Source organism: Sphaerisporangium dianthi (assembly GCF_042654065.1).
Lineage (GTDB): Bacteria > Actinomycetota > Actinomycetes > Streptosporangiales > Streptosporangiaceae > Sphaerisporangium > Sphaerisporangium dianthi.
On record NZ_JBHSFP010000060.1, the window covers coordinates 1 to 15685 of the forward strand.

Genomic DNA, 15685 nt, shown 5'->3' on the forward strand with positions numbered 1-15685 from the left:
CCCACCGCGCGCGCCGCCCGCCGCCGCGCGCGCCCGCCGGCCCGGCCGTCACGGCGCGGCCGTCTCGATGTTCCCGCCCACCTTCTCGCTGAAGGACTGCAGGACGCCCGGGTCGTTGCCCGCGATCACCCACCGGGTGCCCACCAGGTAGTTGCCGCCCCACTTCTTGGCCTCCTCCAGCCAGTCGTTCTTGCCCTTGTCGGTGGCGAAGGTCGTCACGGTGTACTGGCCCTTGTCGGTCTTGCACACCCCCTGACGCAGTTCCTCCGCGTCGGTCTGGACCTGCGGCTTCTTGCAGCCGGTCTTGGTGGCGAGCTGCTTGAGGGTGGCCGGCGGGCCCGCGGCGGCCGCCGGCGCGGCCGCCGCGGCCGGGGCCGAATTGTCGGAGGTCGCGCCGCCGCCGCATCCCGTGGCCAGCCCGAGCGCGAGAACGCACCCGGCGAAGGCGGTCGCGCGCGTCGTCACCTGTGTGCCGAGGCTTGGGCGTCCCATGGCAGATCTCCCATTCACTGTGCCGTGCGAAAGTCACCGTCACCGGGTACGCGGCGCGCGGCCGTTCGGTTCACCCCCTCTTCATCCCGCTTCATCCCGCGCGAGCCCGCTCGCGACATTCGCGAAAGTTTCTTGCCGAACGTCGAACCGCGCCGCGCCGCGCCGCGTACCTCGTGCCGATGGGGCACCAACCAATGCCGCCATGAGCACGTACTCCGGGAGGAGTTCTGGTGATCGGATTTCAGCACAGACGGCGGTTCAGGCCCGTCCTGAGTTTCCTTGCCCTGGGTGGGGCGGGGGTCGGCCTCGTCGTTGCGAGCCTGTCCCCGGCTGGGCAGGCGCCGGGCCGGGACGCGCCGCTGTCGGCCAGCGCCGTAAGCGCCGCCTCACGCCTCGCCGGCACGACCGCGGCCCCGACGGTGAACTGCCCGTCGGTCGCGGATCAGCTTCCCGACGTCCCCGCCGCGGCGGCGGCCGAGGTGAGGCGCAACCTCCAGCTGCTCGACTCGCAGATCGCCGAGGCGAACCAGCGGCTGGCCGCCACCGAGGGACAGGGTGGCCGGAATTTCGTGCAGAACAGCATCCTCGGTCCGCTGAAGTCAAAGCGCTTCGCCACGGTCGAGCGCATCGCCGGGGCCATCGGCCGGGTCGCCGAGCGCCCCGAGGGACTTGAGGACCTGGCCGCCTGCGCCGTGCGCACCGGCGCCGCGAGCGGTGGCCAGGCCGCCGCGACCCCCGAGCCCTCCGCCGACCCCTCCGCGTCGGACCAGCCGACCGGCCAGGACCAGGACGCCGCGGACCCGTCCGCCTCCGCCGAGCCCTCCGCCGAGCCCTCCGCCGACCCGAGCGCCTCGCAGAGCGCCCGCGGCCGCGGCTCGGCCGCGCGCACGGTCAACTGCCCGTCGGTGTCCGGCAAGCTGCCTCAGGTGCCGTCCTCCGCGCGGCGCGAGGTCGATCGGAACCTGGCCCTTCTCGACCGGCAGATCGCCCAGGCGAACCAGATCCTCGCCCGCCTCGGCTCCCGTGCCGGCAACGGCAACGTGGTGCGCGGCGCGGTGCTGAACCCGCTGAGGGCCGCCCGCTCGATCGTCATCAACCGCATCGCCAACGCGCTACGACGCGCGGGCGCGCAGGCCGGCGGCCTGCAGGGACTGGCCGCCTGCACCGTGCAGAACGGCGCGGGCGGCGGGCAGACGCCGGCGCCCGACCCGTCGGCGTCCCCTACCGGTGACCCCTCGGCGTCCCCGTCGCCGAGCGGCGGCGCCGACCCCTCGGCGAGCCCGAGCGGCTCGGCCTCGCCCAGCGCCTCGCCGACCGGCGGAGCGACCGGTCCCTCACCCGACGACTTCGTCGACATCCGGCGCGTGCAGCCGAACGTGAACCGGCCGGCGGACGGGGCGGACGCCTCCAGGGGCACGTTCTCCTCCCGCTGCGGCACCAACGGGAACGGCCACTTCAACTCCGACAACGTCATCGTCGCGCCCGGCGTGACCAACGGCGCGCACCACGTGCACGACTACGTGGGCAACCTGGACACCAGCGGCTTCTCGACCAACGAGAGCCTGCAGGCGGCCGGCACCACCTGTTCCAACGGCGACAAGTCGACCCACTACTGGCCGGTGGTGCGCCTGCAGAACCAGAGGGGCAACGACGCGGACAAGGCCGGCGGCGGCCTCGACGGCAACGTCGGGCGCATCGTCCGCCCGGCGTCGGTCTCGATCACCTTCCGCGGCAACCCGACCAGCAAGGTCGTCGCGATGCCGGTCTTCCTGCGCATCATCACCGGCGACGCCAAGTCGTTCACCAACGGCCCGACGAACGCCAACGCGAGCTGGTCGTGCACCGGGTTCGAGAACCGGCAGCTCAAGGACAAGTACCCGATCTGCCCGCGCGGCAGCCAGGTGGTGCGGACCTTCAAGTTCCAGAGCTGCTGGGACGGCAGCAACATCGACAGCGCCAACCACCGCACCCACGTCGCCTTCGCCGCGGCCGACGGGACGTGCCCCAACGGGTTCAAGGCCATCCCGGCCCTTGAGCAGCGCATCACCTACAACGTGCCGCCCGGTCCCGGCTTCGCCGTCGACAGCTTCCCCGAGCAGCTGCACAAGCCGATCACCGACCACGGCGACTTCATCAACGTGATGTCGGATGCGCTGATGAAGCGAGCGGTCGACTGCATCAACGCCGGCAGGCGCTGCTGACCCGGGTGCTCTCGCCTCCCGGCGGGTCCGCGCGCACGTGAAAGGGCGCCGCTACGTGAGAATCCTCTCGCGTAGCGGCGCCCTCGTCATGAGGCCCGTCCGCTCCGGCGGGCCCCGCCCGGACCGCGAGCGCGGTCCGCGGGCCGGCGACGCCGGGGGCTAGTAGTCCCAGTCGTCGTCGTAGTCGTCGTCCCAGTCGTCATCGTCGTCGTAGTCGCCGCCCCGGGTCAGGCCGGGAGCCGCCGCCGCGAGCAGGGCTACCGTCAGCAGGACACCGGTGGCGATGAGTCGTCTGAGCATGAGAATCACTCCGAACCAGATTCTTCTGTGACCCTGAGGGAATTTGCTTGCCCTCGGCCTGCGGAGCGTCGCGATGGGTTCCCGGGATACGCCAGTACGGCGCGGTACAGCTTCCACCTAACCATGACATCTCGGACAGTTCGCCCGAGTAGAGGCAAATCCGCAGCATGGGTTCGGGCAAAGCCGGACGCCTCCCGGCCACGACGCCGCGACACGCCGCGCGAACCGCCGCCGTCCTGGCCGATGAGCCGCATAACCTGCGCGAACGCGGGCACGTGCCGAACAGCGGCCCGCCGCCGCCCGCCGGCGGGGCCGCGCGAAACCGGCACATCGCAATGAGGAGCCCACGCGGCCATGCAGCCTTTGAACCACGCCGAGCGCACATCCCTGAACGCGGCGAAGCCCACCGAACCACGCGAGCCCGCCGAACCACGCGAGCCCGCTGAGCCACGCGAGGACGGCGGGCCGGCCGAGGACGACGCGGCCGCGCAGGCGCCGCCGGCACTGCCCGAGGCCCGCGGGCCGCTGAGCGCCTTCCTGTTCGGGCGGCTGACCCGCGCGCCGCACGACCTGGAGGAGGTCGCCGTCGACTCCGGGGAGCCTGCCTTGTACGACGAGGACCTCCAGATCGCCCTGCACGTCTGCTACGAGCTGCACTACCAGGGCTTCGACGGCGTGGACGAGCGGTGGGAATGGCACCCGCCGCTGCTGAGCCTGCGCGAGCGGCTGGAACGGCGGCTGGAGGAGGGCCTGTCGCAGACCGTGCGCCGCCCGGCTCCGGTGCCGGCGTCGCAGGTGCCCGCGGCGCTGATCCGGCTGGCCGGCGCGGACGGCCCGGAGGCCTCGGACAGCCTGGAGGCCTCGGACGGCCCGGAGGCCTCGGCCGGCCCGGCCGAGCAGGAGGACGGCAGGCGCCCCTCGCTCGCGAGCTTCCTCCAGCACGACGCCGGGCAGGAGCAGTTCCGCGAGTTCGTCGTCCACCGGTCGATCTACCACCTGAAGGAGGCCGACCCGCACACCTGGGCCGTCCCGCGCCTGCGGGGCATGGCCAAGGCCGCACTGGTCGAGATCCAGGCCGACGAGTACGGCGGCGGGCGCCGCGAGCGCATGCACGCCGAGTTGTACCGTGCCGTCATGCGCGGCCTCGGCCTGTCCGACGCCTACGGGCACTACCTCGGCCTCGTCCCGGCGATCACCCTGGCGGCCGGCAACACGATGTCGCTGTTCGGGCTGCACCGCCGGCGCCGGGGCGCGCTGCTCGGCCACCTGGCGGCCACCGAGATGAACTCCTCCCAGCCCAACGCCAAGTACGCCCGCGGTCTCCGGCGTCTCGGCGCGGACGCGGCCACGGTCCGCTTCTACGACGAGCACGTGCAGGCGGACGCCGTCCACGAGCAGATCGCCGTGCACGACATGTGCGGCGCGTTCGCCGCCACGCACCCCGCCCTCGCCGCGGACGTCCTGTTCGGAGCCGCCTGCTGCCAGACGCTCGACCGGCTTTTCGCCCTCCACCTGCTCGGGCGCTGGGAGGCCGGCGTCACCTCGCTGCGGGACGAGGGCCTTCGCGGGGAAGCCGGGTGAAGGATGTGGACCGCGTGCCGCCCCCGCGATGGTCCCGCTCCGGCCGGCCGTCCGCGCGGCCGCCCGCTCAGCACGGGCGCTGAGGCTCGGTCCCGGTCCGGAAGCCCGCCGTCTTGTGCGACCCGTCGCAGAACGGCTTGACCGCCGAGAGGCCGCAGCGGCACAGCGCCACGGTGGCCCGTCCCGGGTCGATGGGCGTGCCGTCCTGGGCGAGCAGCGTGAAGGGGCCGCGCACCAGCAACGGTCCGTCCTCGCAGGCGGTCACCGTGACCGGCTCGGCCGTCGCGGAGGGAAGGTCGTGCTCGTACGGACGGCCCGCTCCGGAGCGCGCCATGCCCGATTCGTCGGATTTATCCCGCACGATCCGACCATGCCCGGCCGCCGGGCGCGGAAACCCGCGCCCCCGCCGGCACGGGGCCGTCCCCCAGGTTGGAGCAGTCCGCCCAGGTTGGAGCCGTCCACCCCGGGTGGAGCCGTCCGCCGGGCCGGCCGGACGCTAAATGACTTGACGTGAACTTAAGTTGAGGTTTTAGGCTCACGGGTGTCACCGGCCGATGGACCATGAACGGAAACGCCCGGTGGGCTCACGCGACTCGTCGCGCACATGACACGGGGGTAACCGATGGACATGGAAGTCACGGCGTGGCACTCGCTGTACAACGCGATGCACGCCGAACAGGACCGGCGGCCGTTCTCCAGGGCCACGCTGCGGCGCATCGGCCGCTTCGCCCGGCCGCACCGCCGCATTCTGGCGTTATTCCTGCTGCTCAGCGTGGCCTCGGCGGTCCTCGCCGTCGCCTCGCCCGTGCTGGCGGGGCGGGTCGTCGACGCGATCGTGCACCGGGCGCCCGTGGAGAGCGTGGTGACGATGGCCGCGCTCATCGCCGTCATCGCGCTGCTGGACGCCGGGCTCGGCCTGGTGACGCGCTGGCTGTCGGCGAACATCGGCGAGGGCCTGATCCTCGACCTGCGCACGGCGGTCTTCGACCACGTGCAGCGCATGCCCGTCGCCTTCTTCACCCGCACCCGCACCGGCGCCCTGGTCAGCCGGCTGAACAACGACGTCATCGGCGCCCAGCGGGCCTTCAGCAACACGCTGTCCGGCGTGGTGAGCAACCTGGTGACCCTCGTCCTCACCCTCGTCGTCATGATCGGCCTCTCCTGGCAGATCACCCTGATGGCGCTGGTGCTGCTGCCGCTGTTCGTGTACCCCGCCCGGCGCATGGGCTCGCGCCTGGCGCGCCTCGAGCGTGAGGCGGCCAACCACAACTCGCAGATGAGCACCCAGATGACCGAGCGCTTCTCCGCGCCCGGCGCGACGCTGATCAAGCTGTTCGGCAGGCCCGCCAACGAGTCGGCCGAGTTCGCCGCGCGGGCGCGCCGCGTCCGCGACATCGGCGTGCGCACGGCCATGGTGCAGTCGGTGTTCGTCACCGCGCTGACCCTGGTCTCCGCGCTCGCGCTGGCCGTGGTCTACGGCCTCGGCGGCTTCTACTCGCTGCGCGGCGAGCTGGAGCCCGGCAACGTCGTCGCCCTCGCGCTGCTGCTCACCCGCCTGTACGCGCCGCTCACCGCCCTCGCCAGCGCCCGCGTCGAGGTGATGAGCGCGCTGGTCAGCTTCGAGCGGGTCTTCGAGGTGCTCGACCTCCAGCCGCTGATCGCCGACAGGCCCGGCGCGCGCACCGTGCCGGACGGGCCGGTGTCGGTGGAGCTCTCCGGAGTCCGGTTCGCCTACCCGTCCGCCGACAAGGTGTCTCTCGCGTCGCTGGAGGAGGTCGCCGCCCTGGACACCCGGGGCGGCGTCGAGGTGCTGCACGATGTGTCGTTCCGCGCGGAGCCCGGCCGCATGGTGGCGCTGGTGGGCTCCTCGGGGGCGGGCAAGTCGACGATCGCGCAGCTCCTCACCCGGCTCTACGACGTCGACGAGGGCTCCGTGCGGCTCTCAGGGGTGGACGTGCGCGACCTGACGGCCGAGTCGATCCGCGAGACGCTCGGCATGGTCACCCAGGACGGGCACCTGTTCCACGAGTCCGTGCGGGCGAACCTGCTGCTGGCCCGGCCCACGGCCTCAGAGGAGGAACTGTGGGAGGTGCTGCGCCGTGCCAGGCTGGACGAACTGGTCGCCGGGCTTCCCGACGGGCTGGAGACCATCGTGGGGGAGCGCGGCTACCGGCTGTCCGGCGGTGAGCGCCAGCGGCTGACCATCGCCCGCCTGCTGCTCGCCCGGCCCCGTGTGGTGATCCTGGACGAGGCCACCGCGCACCTGGACTCCACCTCGGAGGCGGCGGTGCAGGAGGCGCTGGGGGAGGCGCTGGCCGGGCGGACGGCCGTGGTCATCGCCCACCGGCTGTCCACCATCAGGGCCGCCGACCTCATTCTCGTGATCGAGGACGGGCGGGTCGCCGAACGCGGCACCCACGACGAACTGCTCGCCGCAGGAGGCCGTTACGAAGAGCTGTACCGCACGCAGTTCGACGAGCGCGGCGCCGCGGAACCGGTGGGCTGACCGGCACGCGGCGCACGCCCGCCGGGGCGCCCCGGCGGGCGCCCCGCGCGGCGCTCACCAGTCGCCGCCGCCGTCCTCGCCGCCGTCGCCCTCGAAGAAGTCGCCGATCTCATCGATCGCCTCGGCCGCCACCATGCCGCCGATGAGGCCGGCGGCTCCCGCCGCGGCCACCGCGCCCCAGCCTGGCCCGTCGTGGTGGCCGTCGTGCCCGTAGTGCCCGCCGCCATGGCCGTAGTGGTCGCCGCGGTGGCCGAAGGGGCCCTGACCGGCCGAGTGGTGGCCCCCATGGCCGCGGCCGGCCACGCCGTCCAGCCAGCGCCCGACCTCGGCGGCCCAGTCGATGCGCGCCGCCTGCTCGTGGGTGACCTGGAACCGGCCTATGGCGTCGTGGCCCGGCTGGAACAGGCGGGCGCGCTTGTCGGCCTCCAGCACCACCACGAGCTCGTGCGCGCCGGCCACGAAGGTCAGCTCGACCTCGTTGACCCGGCCCGCCCAGCGCGCGGGCGGGTGGAACTCGATCTCCTGGAAGAACGGCAGCCGCTGGTGCACGCCGTGCAGCCGCCCGGCCTCCAGGTCGGCGCTCTTGAGGTGGAACCCGAGCGCTGAGAAGGCGCGAAGCACCGCTTCCTGCGAGGCCAGCGGGACGACCGAGATCGGGTCCAGATCGCCCTTGTCGACGGCCTTGGCCACCGACAGCTCGGTGCGCACCCCGACGAACGCGCCGTGCGGGCGCGCGCCGTTGATCTCGGTGACCGGCGTCTCCCAGGGGACGGGCATCTGGAAGGGGATGGTGTGGAGCTCACCCTCACGCAGGTGGAAGGGGCCGGAGACCTTCGCGCCGAAGAACTCCGCCGTGCGGGAGTGCTCGTCGTCCCCGGACTCGATCTCCACGCGGGCGACCAGTGCCAGGGAGACGTACTCGATGTCGGAGGGGAAGTCGCCCCCCTTGACGCGCACCTCGCCGGCCAGGGTGCCGCCCGGCCGCACCCGTGTGGTGGACAGCACCGTGTCGACCGAAGGCCCCCCGACTCCCAGGGCTCCCAGCATCCGTTTGAAGACCACGGTTTCCTCTCTCGCCGTGCCAGTGTGACGTGACCGCACGGGAAACGATCGGCCCGCCGCCCGCGGTTCCCGCCCGCGAGCACCGGCGCGGAGGCGACCAGAACGGCGCGGCCGGCGCGCGGCGACCGGAACAGGCGCGGAGGCGACCGGCACGGCCCGATCAGCGCGGCGGCGACCGGAACCGGCACGGCCCGATCAGCGCGGCGGCGACCGGAACCGGCTCGGCCGGCGCGGCGGCGACCGGAAGGGCCCGGTCAGCGCAGCGGGAACCCTAGGCGGCGGCCGGCCTCGCGCAGTTCGTCCCGCGCGTCGGGGTGGGCCACGTTGTCCAGCAGCTGCTGGGCCTGGTCGGCGGCGTCGTTGCCCCAGATGGTCGCGACGCCCTGCTCGCTGACGATGAAGCTGTGCTGGAAGGAGGTGACCGGCCCCGCCAGCCGGGGCACCACGGTCGACACGTCCGCCTTGGGGTGCCAGGACGGCAGCGCGATGATCGCCCGCCCGCCGGGGGAGTGCAGCGCCCCGACGATGAAGTCGGTCTGCCCGCCGAAGCCCGAGTAGATGAGACCGCGCACCCGGGCCGCGTTGGCCTGCGCGTACAGGTCGATCTGCAGTGCGCCGTTCACCGACGTCAGGGCGTTCTGCCTGGAGATCAGGGCGGGGTCGTTGGTCTTCTCCGTGCGCAGCAGGCGCACCCGGTCGTTGCGGTCGATCCAGTCGTACAGCTCGGCGCTGCCGAAGACGAACGACGCGGTGATCGGGACCCGGGCGTCCAGCGCGCCGGCCTTCTCCAGGGCGAGCACGCCGTCGCTGAACATCTCCGACCAGACCGTGAGGTCGCGGCGCGACAGCAGAGCGGCCAGCACCGCGTCCGGCACCTGGCCGATGCCGAGCTGCAGCGTGGCGGCCTGGGGGACCAGAGCGGCCACCCGCTCGCCGATGACCCGGGAGACCGGGCTCGCCGGGCGCGGCGTGGGCGAGGAGAGCGGCTCGTCCACCTCGATCGCGTAGTCGATCTCGTCCAGGGCCAGCACCGCGTCACCGTAGGTGTAGGGCATGCGCCGGTTCATCTGGGCCACGACCACCCCGCCGCGCGCCCTGACCTGCTCGATGGCGGCGGGAAGGATGTTGACCTCGGTGCCGAGCGACACCGTGCCGTCCACCGGCAGGGTGGTGTGCACCACCACGATGTCCGGCGGCAGCGCCTGGGCCAGCAAGTACGGCACGCGGGACAGCCGCGAGGGGAAGTACCGCAGGTTGGGCCGGCCGCGCATGCCCGGCCCGACGAACGGCGACTCAAGGATCACGCCTTCGCGGTCGGCGACGCCGGGCTGGGCGTTCAGCATGAAGAGCCGGTACTCGGGGATCGCCGCGTCCAGCACGGAAAGGACGCGCCAAGGCGTGGAGAAGTTGCCGCCGGCCACCACACGCGGGGTGCCGGGAAGGCCGGACAGCACAGAGGTGAGCCGGGACTCGGGGAGCACGCGCATTCGACCATCATTCCAATGCGAATAGTGGGGTGCCGATTCAGGGGGTTGTCCTACGTGTCGAGGGTCGCAGCGCCCGGGATCGGCCCGACAGGGACCAGGTGCTTGGGCCTGGAGGTCGTTCGTCCCTTTTGTGAGTTGGGTGACGCCCGATGCCACGCCGCGACGCCTTAAGGCCCGGTCGCCGGGGACCTTGGTCACTGGAGGCCGGGAACGGCGGTCACTTGAATCACAGGTGCAACGAGCCGCCGGCGGGCCTGCGGCGCCCCGCCATCCGGGAGGTAGTGCCTTGAGGACCTGCGATGAGATCGCCATGCCACGGCCGGGCGCCGGCGCGCCCGTGTCCCCGCCGCCCGTGCTGATCCAGGGCGGGATGGGGGTCGCGGTCTCCGGCTGGCCGCTCGCGCGGGCCGTCGCCCTCACCGGGCAACTCGGCGTGGTGTCGGGGACGGCGCTGGACGTCGTGCTGGCCAGGCGGCTGCAGCGCGGCGACCCGGGCGGCCACCTGCGCCGCGCCCTGGCGTGCTTCCCGTCCCCGGAGATCGCCGAGCGGATCCTGGCCCGCTACTTCGTCCCCGGAGGCCTCGCCCCCGGCGTCCCCTACCGGCCCGTGCCCAGGCTGGGGCTGCGCCCGAACGCCGCGCGCGCCGAGCTGACGGCGGTCGCCAACTACGCCGAGGTGTTCCTGGCCAAGGAGGGACACGACGGGCAGGTGGGGGTCAACTACCTGGAGAAGATCCAGATGGCCACGCCCGCCGCCGTGTACGGGGCGATGCTCGCGAGCGTCGACTACGTGCTGATGGGCGCGGGCATCCCCTCGGAGATCCCAGGGCTGCTGGACGCGCTCGCCGGCCACCGCCCGGCGGAGATCTCGGTCACGGTGGCCGAGGAGGCCGACGCCGACGAACGCCACACCGCCGGCGTCGACCCCGTGGAGCTGCTCGGCCACGCCCCCGCGCCGCTGCGGCGGCCCCGGCTGCTCGCCATCGTCTCCTCCCACGTCCTTGCGGCCTACCTCGCGCGGTCGCCGCACACCCGGCCGGAGGGGTTCGTGCTGGAGTCGCCGCTGGCCGGCGGGCACAGCGCGCCGCCGCGCGGCAGGCTGCGCCTCGGCGACACCGGCGAACCCGTCTACGGCCCGCGTGACGAGGTCGACCTCGCCAAGGTGGCGGCGCTCGGGCTGCCGTTCTGGCTGGCCGGCGGGCACGGGACGCCCGGCGGCCTGGCCCGGGCGCTGGAGGCGGGCGCCACCGGCGTCCAGGTCGGCTCCGCCTTCGCGCTGTGCCGGGAGTCGGGGCTGGACGGCGCCCTCAGGCGGCGCCTGCTGGAGAACGCCCGAGCGGGGGAGCTCGCGGTGCGCAACGACCCGGCCGCCTCGCCCGCCGGCTTCCCCTTCAAGATCGCCGAGGTGCCCGGCACCCTGTCCGACGAGGACGTCCACGCCGCGCGTCCGCGCTTGTGCGACCTCGGCCACCTGCGCACGCCCTACCGCAGGCCGGACGGCGCCATCGGCTACCGCTGCCCGGCCGAGCCGGTCGACCAGCACGTGCGCAAGGGCAGGCCCGCCGAGGACACCGAGGGCCGCCGCTGCCTGTGCAACGGGCTGGTGGCCGCCGCCGGCCTCGGGCAGCGCCGCTCGGACGGCTACCAGGAGCCCCCGCTGCTCACGCTCGGGCAGGACCTGGACTTCTTGCGGGGACTGCCGGAGGACTACTCGGCCGCCGACGTCGTCGCCCGCGTCCTCAGCCCGGGCGGCGCCGTCCTTGGGACGGCGTCGCCCTGCGGCGAATAGGCCACGACCTGGGCGCGCGCTCTGCGTCGTGCCCTGGCGTTCCGCCACGGCAGGCGGATGTCGTTGAGGGCACTCGTCCCGGCGGCCGGTGACTTTGGGTGGTGAATCACTGCCGCTTCGTATAAATCATGCTTATCCTTATGGTGCCGTTTTGTCAGTAGCCCCCACTGGCCGGATACCCCGAGGTGTCGAGATGAGATTGGTGCGCCTGGAAACCCCTGGCGACGGAGTGCTGTACGTCGAGGCCAGGGAACTGGGCGCCGCGCTCTACGACGACGAGCGCGAGCTGTCGGGCGGGGACGGGGCGATGCGCGCCATCACCGGCGCCGTCGACGACGTGACCGGCGCGCTCGGCGCCTTCGCCGGGCGGTTGCGGTCCGCCCTGGCCGAGAGCGGCGCCACCAGGTACGCCGTCGAGTTCGGGTGCGAGATCGCCGTCGAGACCGGGAAGGTCGTCGCCGTCATCGGCAAAGGCAGCGCCACCTCTTCGCTGAAGGTCACCATGGAATGGGACAAGTCGCAGGAATGACGGCCGACCGTTCCCGCCTGCGATCGGCATTCTGCGAGTCCACCCTCGCCCTCGGCCACCGGGGCCGGGAGGGGACCGGCTTCTTCGCCGCCCCTGGGCTCGTCGTCACCTGCGCGCATGTGGTCGCGCCCGCCGACCGGCCGCCTCCGGCGTTCGTGGAGGCGGTGTGGGGAGAGCTCTCCCTGGACCTGGAGGTCGTCCCAGGCCGGGTGCGGGCCGCCGTCCGCGGAGGCCCGGACCTGGCGCTGTTGCGCACGCCGCCCGACCTGGAGCATCCCTTCGTCTCGCTGAGCGAGGCCGCCGAGCCGGGCGACGAGCTGTGGATCTACGGGTACCCGAGCGGGCGCTACCGCGGCGGCGAGCCGGTGCGCGCCTTCTGCGAGGGGGTCTCGGTCCGCGCCGGCGCCACCCGCCTGCTGCGGGTGGCCGGCGGCAGGGCGAGCCCCGGGCACAGCGGAGCCCCGGTCCTCAACTGGCGGACCGGGTCGGTCTGCGGGGTGGTCCGCCTGGACGAGCTGGTCGAGGGCGACACGCCGGTCGTCCGGCTCGTCCCCGCCGCCGCCATCCTCGCGGCCTTCCCCGAGGTGGGCGGGGCGCAGCGGTCCAACACCGCCAACCGCGCGTGGTTCGACCTGCTCTCCGCCGACCAGTTGCGCGCCGCGGGCCGCCGCCATCTCAGCGGGCCGCTGCGCGCCTACCTGGAGGGCGCGCGCGACGCCGCGAGGGAGCATCCCTACTCGCTGACCGGTGTGAACGCCCCGCCTCTGCACAAGGTGTACCTGCGCCAGCCGGCCTCGCGCGTGCCCGAGGAACGCCCCGAGGAGGGCACGACGACCGTCGGGCACGAGGCCGTCCAGGCCGACGACATCGTGCGGCTGTACTGCGGCGCCCAGATCATCGGCGGGCCCGGCGCCGGCAAGTCGAGCCTGCTGCGTCACATCACCGACGTCGCGGCCACCGGCTGGCTGGAGGGACGCGAGGCCGACTTCGTGCCCATCCTGGTGCACATCTCCGCGCTGGTCAGGCGCAGGTCGCTGCCCGAGGCGCTCGCCGCCGGCGTGACGGACCTGCTGGGCATCGGCCTCGCCCACGGCGGCCTGGCCGAGCTGTTCGCCGAGGAGCCTCTGCCGGGCGTGCGCTGGCTCGTGCTGGTGGACGGCGCGGACGAGGTCAGCCACCGGGAGGACCGCGACACCACGCTCGGCCGCATAGCGCGGCTGCGCCGCGGCTCGGCGCACATGCGCTTCGTGGTCGCCAGCCGTCCGCTGCCCGCGCACTCCCTCAACCGGCTGGTCACCGACGACAGCCCGTCGTTCGTCATCGAGCCGTTCACCGACGAGCAGCTCGGCACCTTCGCCACCGGGTGGTTCGAGGCACTCGGCCTGCCCCGTCCCAAGGAGACCTCGACGCGGTTCGTCGAGCAGCTGGAGCGCGGAGGCATCCGCCAGCTCGCCCACATCCCTCTGCTGGCCACCATGCTCTGCGTCGTGTTCGCCGCCGACCCCGGCCGCCGGCTGCCCCTCAGCCGCGCCGAGCTGTACGACAGATTCGTCCAGCGCCTGCTCGCGAAGGCCATGGAGGCCGTGGACATCCGCGCGCAGCTGCGCGAGCAGGCGCGTCCGTACGGGCATGACGCCGAGCGCGCGGTGGAACGGCTGCTGGACAACCTGCTGCCGGTGCTGTCGGAGCTGGCGCACCGCCGTCAGTACACGGTGGCCGCGCCCGACCCGCCGACCGCCGCCGTCCTCGCCCCGCCACCGGGCATGAGCGCGGAGCGCTGGGAGGCCGTCGTGGCGGAGGCCCTGCGGCAGAGCGGGCTGGTCGTGCAGCGCAGGACCGGGGAGTTCGTCTTCATCCACCACACCATCCAGGAGTACCTCACCGCCCGCTTCCTGGCCGGCAGGCACCCGCGGCCGCGCCGGTTCGGGCGCGCAGGGCTGCTGCTGGCCCCCCAGGACCGGTGGCCCTGGCCGGACGCCGAGGTCAAGCTCTTCCTCGCCGCCATCTGGGCGCGCGAACCGGCCGGTTTGAAAGCCCCCCTGGCCCGGCTGCTGCGCAGGGGACGGCGCGTGACGAACGCCGAGTTCGTCGCCGAGCTGGCCCGGCAGGGTGTGCGGCTGCCGCCGGAGGTGCACAGGAAGGCGGTCGCCGCGTTCCGTGACATGCTGCTGGCCCCGCCGTCCGGGGGCGAGCGCTGGATGGACGTCGCCCGCTCGCTGGCAGACCTGGACGTCGCCGTCTGCGTCTCGACTCTGGAGCGCGTCGCCGACGACAGGCGCCGCAACGGGTTCCATCGCTGGGACGCCGCCCGGGCCCTGCTCGGGCTCGACGAGGGACGCGGCGTACGGGCGCTCGGGGCGCTGATCGACGACGAGACGCTGGCGTACGAGGACCTCATGGCGGCCCACACGCTGTTGCAGCACGACCGCGACCAAGGTGTGGACGCCCTGCGGCGCATCGGCCGCACCTCCGGCGGCGACAGCGGCCGGCGGCTCGACGCCGCCCGTGACCTGCTCACGCACCACCCCGCGCACGGCATGGACACGCTGGACTTCCTCGCGCGGGACGCGACAGCTCAGCCGGCCCACCGCCTGAGCGCCGCGCAGCTCCTGGTCAACGTCGACCTTCCCCGCGGGTGCGCGGCCCTGTGCGCCATCGCGGAGGACGCCGAGGCGGGGGACGGGACGCGCGCCGCGGCCGCCGAGCAGCTCATCCGCGAGGACGGGCCGACGGCCGTGCGCGCGCTGGAGGCCGTCGCGTGCGACACGGCGGCCGGGCAGGCGACCCGGCTGAAGGCGGCGGGCCTGCTCGCCGGGCAGGAGGGTGCTCGTGGTCTCGTCGTGCTCCGGGCCCTGGCGAAGGATGACGGCGGCGACCCCGAGGTCCGCGTGGAGGCCGCGCGCCTGGCCGGGGCGGTCGACACCCGTGCCGGGGAGGATCTGCTGGAATCGCTGGTCGCCGACTCCGGTCTCGCGGCGGGGCACCGGGAGCGGGCGGGGCGCGAGCTGGCGGTCACCGACGCCGGACGCGCCGTCGCCGCGCTGGCCACCGCCGCGGGGGACTCACAGCTCGGCGCCATGGACCGCTGCAGGCTCGGCGTCGTCGCAGCGGAGCTCGACCCCGCCGCGGGCGCCGCGGTCCTGACCGCCCTGGCCGGCGACGCCGAGGTCCCCGGCCGCCAGCGGGTGGAGGCCGCCGCCGCGCTGGCCGAGGTCGACCGCGCCGCCGGGACGAGGCTCCTCGCCGAGCTGGCCGAGGGGAGTTCCCTCGGCGGCGGGCACCGGCTCAGGGCCGCCCAGGCGCTCATGCCGCTGGACGCCAAGCGAGCGAAGCGGGTGCTGACCGACCTGGCCACCCGGTACTCCTCCGGCGGCACCGCCGTCCTGGCGGCCAAGGCCATGGCCATGGCGGACAAGGAGAGCGCCGTGCGGCTGCTCGCCTTGATCGCGGCCGACGGCCGGCTCACCGCGGAGGAACGCGCCGCGGCCGTCAAGGCCATCAGGTCCCTCGACCCCGAACGAGGGGCGGCCGAGGCCGCCGACCTGGTGCGCGACCTGAAGAGCTACCTCGACCGGCCCGGGCTGGGCGACTTCGAGAGGATCGAGATCAGGCGGGTCATCGCCGGCATGTGATCAACGTCCGGCCGCAGCGGGCGCCCCGGGTGGGGACCGCGGGCATCCAAGCAATCCAAGATCGCCGGGGTGGTCCGCTCTACCTAGTACGGCAGCCGCCGATTCC

Annotated in this window: 11 protein-coding genes; 6 read left to right on the forward strand and 5 right to left on the reverse strand. The window is 73.7% G+C overall.

Going from position 1 to position 15685, the window contains the following annotated elements:
• Window positions 1-48: 48 nt before the first annotated feature.
• A complete protein-coding gene (locus ACFO60_RS39200) occupies window positions 49-492 on the reverse strand; it encodes a hypothetical protein (RefSeq protein ID WP_380852041.1) in 444 nt (147 codons plus the stop codon).
• Window positions 493-722: 230 nt separating this feature from the next.
• Here ACFO60_RS39200 and ACFO60_RS39205 point away from each other — a divergent pair, with 230 nt between their 5' ends.
• A complete protein-coding gene (locus ACFO60_RS39205) occupies window positions 723-2693 on the forward strand; it encodes a DUF1996 domain-containing protein (protein ID WP_380852044.1) in 1971 nt (656 codons plus the stop codon).
• A 159-nt stretch (window positions 2694-2852) separates the two neighbouring features.
• Here the strand turns inward: ACFO60_RS39205 and ACFO60_RS39210 are convergent, their stop codons facing one another.
• Window positions 2853-2993 carry a hypothetical protein gene (locus tag ACFO60_RS39210; protein ID WP_380852047.1) on the reverse strand — a complete coding sequence of 47 codons (141 nt, stop codon included), beginning with the start codon at window positions 2991-2993 and terminating at the stop codon, window positions 2853-2855.
• A gap of 354 nt (window positions 2994-3347) precedes the next feature.
• Between ACFO60_RS39210 and ACFO60_RS39215 the strand changes: the two genes are divergently transcribed.
• Entirely contained in the window at window positions 3348-4574 is a 1227-nt protein-coding gene (locus ACFO60_RS39215; protein WP_380852050.1) for an iron-containing redox enzyme family protein, read from the forward strand.
• A gap of 67 nt (window positions 4575-4641) precedes the next feature.
• On the opposite strand, the gene ACFO60_RS39220 is transcribed toward ACFO60_RS39215, so the two are convergent.
• Window positions 4642-4935 carry a CDGSH iron-sulfur domain-containing protein gene (locus ACFO60_RS39220; protein WP_380852053.1) on the reverse strand — a complete coding sequence of 98 codons (294 nt, stop codon included), beginning with the start codon at window positions 4933-4935 and terminating at the stop codon, window positions 4642-4644.
• A gap of 261 nt (window positions 4936-5196) precedes the next feature.
• On the opposite strand from ACFO60_RS39220, the gene ACFO60_RS39225 reads away from it, so the two are divergent.
• Window positions 5197-7080 carry an ABC transporter ATP-binding protein gene (locus tag ACFO60_RS39225; protein WP_380852056.1) on the forward strand — a complete coding sequence of 628 codons (1884 nt, stop codon included), beginning with the start codon at window positions 5197-5199 and terminating at the stop codon, window positions 7078-7080.
• Between the two features lie 54 nt (window positions 7081-7134).
• Here ACFO60_RS39225 and ACFO60_RS39230 read toward each other — a convergent pair whose 3' ends face one another.
• Together ACFO60_RS39230 and ACFO60_RS39235 are read right to left on the reverse strand one after the other, a co-directional pair.
• Window positions 7135-8142 carry a sporulation protein gene (locus tag ACFO60_RS39230; RefSeq protein WP_380852059.1) on the reverse strand — a complete coding sequence of 336 codons (1008 nt, stop codon included), beginning with the start codon at window positions 8140-8142 and terminating at the stop codon, window positions 7135-7137.
• 254 nt (window positions 8143-8396) lie between these two features.
• The gene (locus tag ACFO60_RS39235; RefSeq protein ID WP_380852062.1) at window positions 8397-9629 is read right to left on the reverse strand and encodes an acetyl-CoA hydrolase/transferase family protein; all 1233 of its coding nucleotides are present in this window, start codon (window positions 9627-9629) and stop codon (window positions 8397-8399) included.
• Between the two features lie 310 nt (window positions 9630-9939).
• On the opposite strand from ACFO60_RS39235, the gene ACFO60_RS39240 reads away from it, so the two are divergent.
• From ACFO60_RS39240 to ACFO60_RS39250, 3 genes are all read left to right on the forward strand, one after another.
• A complete protein-coding gene (locus tag ACFO60_RS39240) occupies window positions 9940-11418 on the forward strand; it encodes a nitronate monooxygenase (RefSeq protein ID WP_380852065.1) in 1479 nt (492 codons plus the stop codon).
• 193 nt (window positions 11419-11611) lie between these two features.
• Window positions 11612-11947: a CU044_2847 family protein gene (locus tag ACFO60_RS39245; protein WP_380852068.1), complete on the forward strand. Its 336-nt coding sequence runs from the start codon at window positions 11612-11614 to the stop codon at window positions 11945-11947.
• Window positions 11944-15579 (forward strand): trypsin-like peptidase domain-containing protein, encoded by a 3636-nt coding sequence (locus ACFO60_RS39250; RefSeq protein WP_380852071.1) that lies wholly within the window; start codon window positions 11944-11946, stop codon window positions 15577-15579. Before ACFO60_RS39245 ends, ACFO60_RS39250 begins: the two co-directional genes overlap by 4 nt.
• The last annotated feature ends 106 nt before the right edge of the window (window positions 15580-15685 follow it).

Coding starts and splice junctions, on each gene's coding strand:
- ACFO60_RS39200 (WP_380852041.1), bottom strand. CDS start 492: ATGGGACGCCCAAGCCTCGGCACACAGGTGACGACGCGCGCGACCGCC.
- ACFO60_RS39240 (WP_380852065.1), top strand. CDS start 9,940: ATGCCACGGCCGGGCGCCGGCGCGCCCGTGTCCCCGCCGCCCGTGCTG.
- ACFO60_RS39225 (WP_380852056.1), top strand. CDS start 5,197: ATGGACATGGAAGTCACGGCGTGGCACTCGCTGTACAACGCGATGCAC.
- ACFO60_RS39245 (WP_380852068.1), top strand. CDS start 11,612: ATGAGATTGGTGCGCCTGGAAACCCCTGGCGACGGAGTGCTGTACGTC.
- ACFO60_RS39210 (WP_380852047.1), bottom strand. CDS start 2,993: ATGCTCAGACGACTCATCGCCACCGGTGTCCTGCTGACGGTAGCCCTG.
- ACFO60_RS39250 (WP_380852071.1), top strand. CDS start 11,944: ATGACGGCCGACCGTTCCCGCCTGCGATCGGCATTCTGCGAGTCCACC.
- ACFO60_RS39215 (WP_380852050.1), top strand. CDS start 3,348: ATGCAGCCTTTGAACCACGCCGAGCGCACATCCCTGAACGCGGCGAAG.
- ACFO60_RS39235 (WP_380852062.1), bottom strand. CDS start 9,629: ATGCGCGTGCTCCCCGAGTCCCGGCTCACCTCTGTGCTGTCCGGCCTT.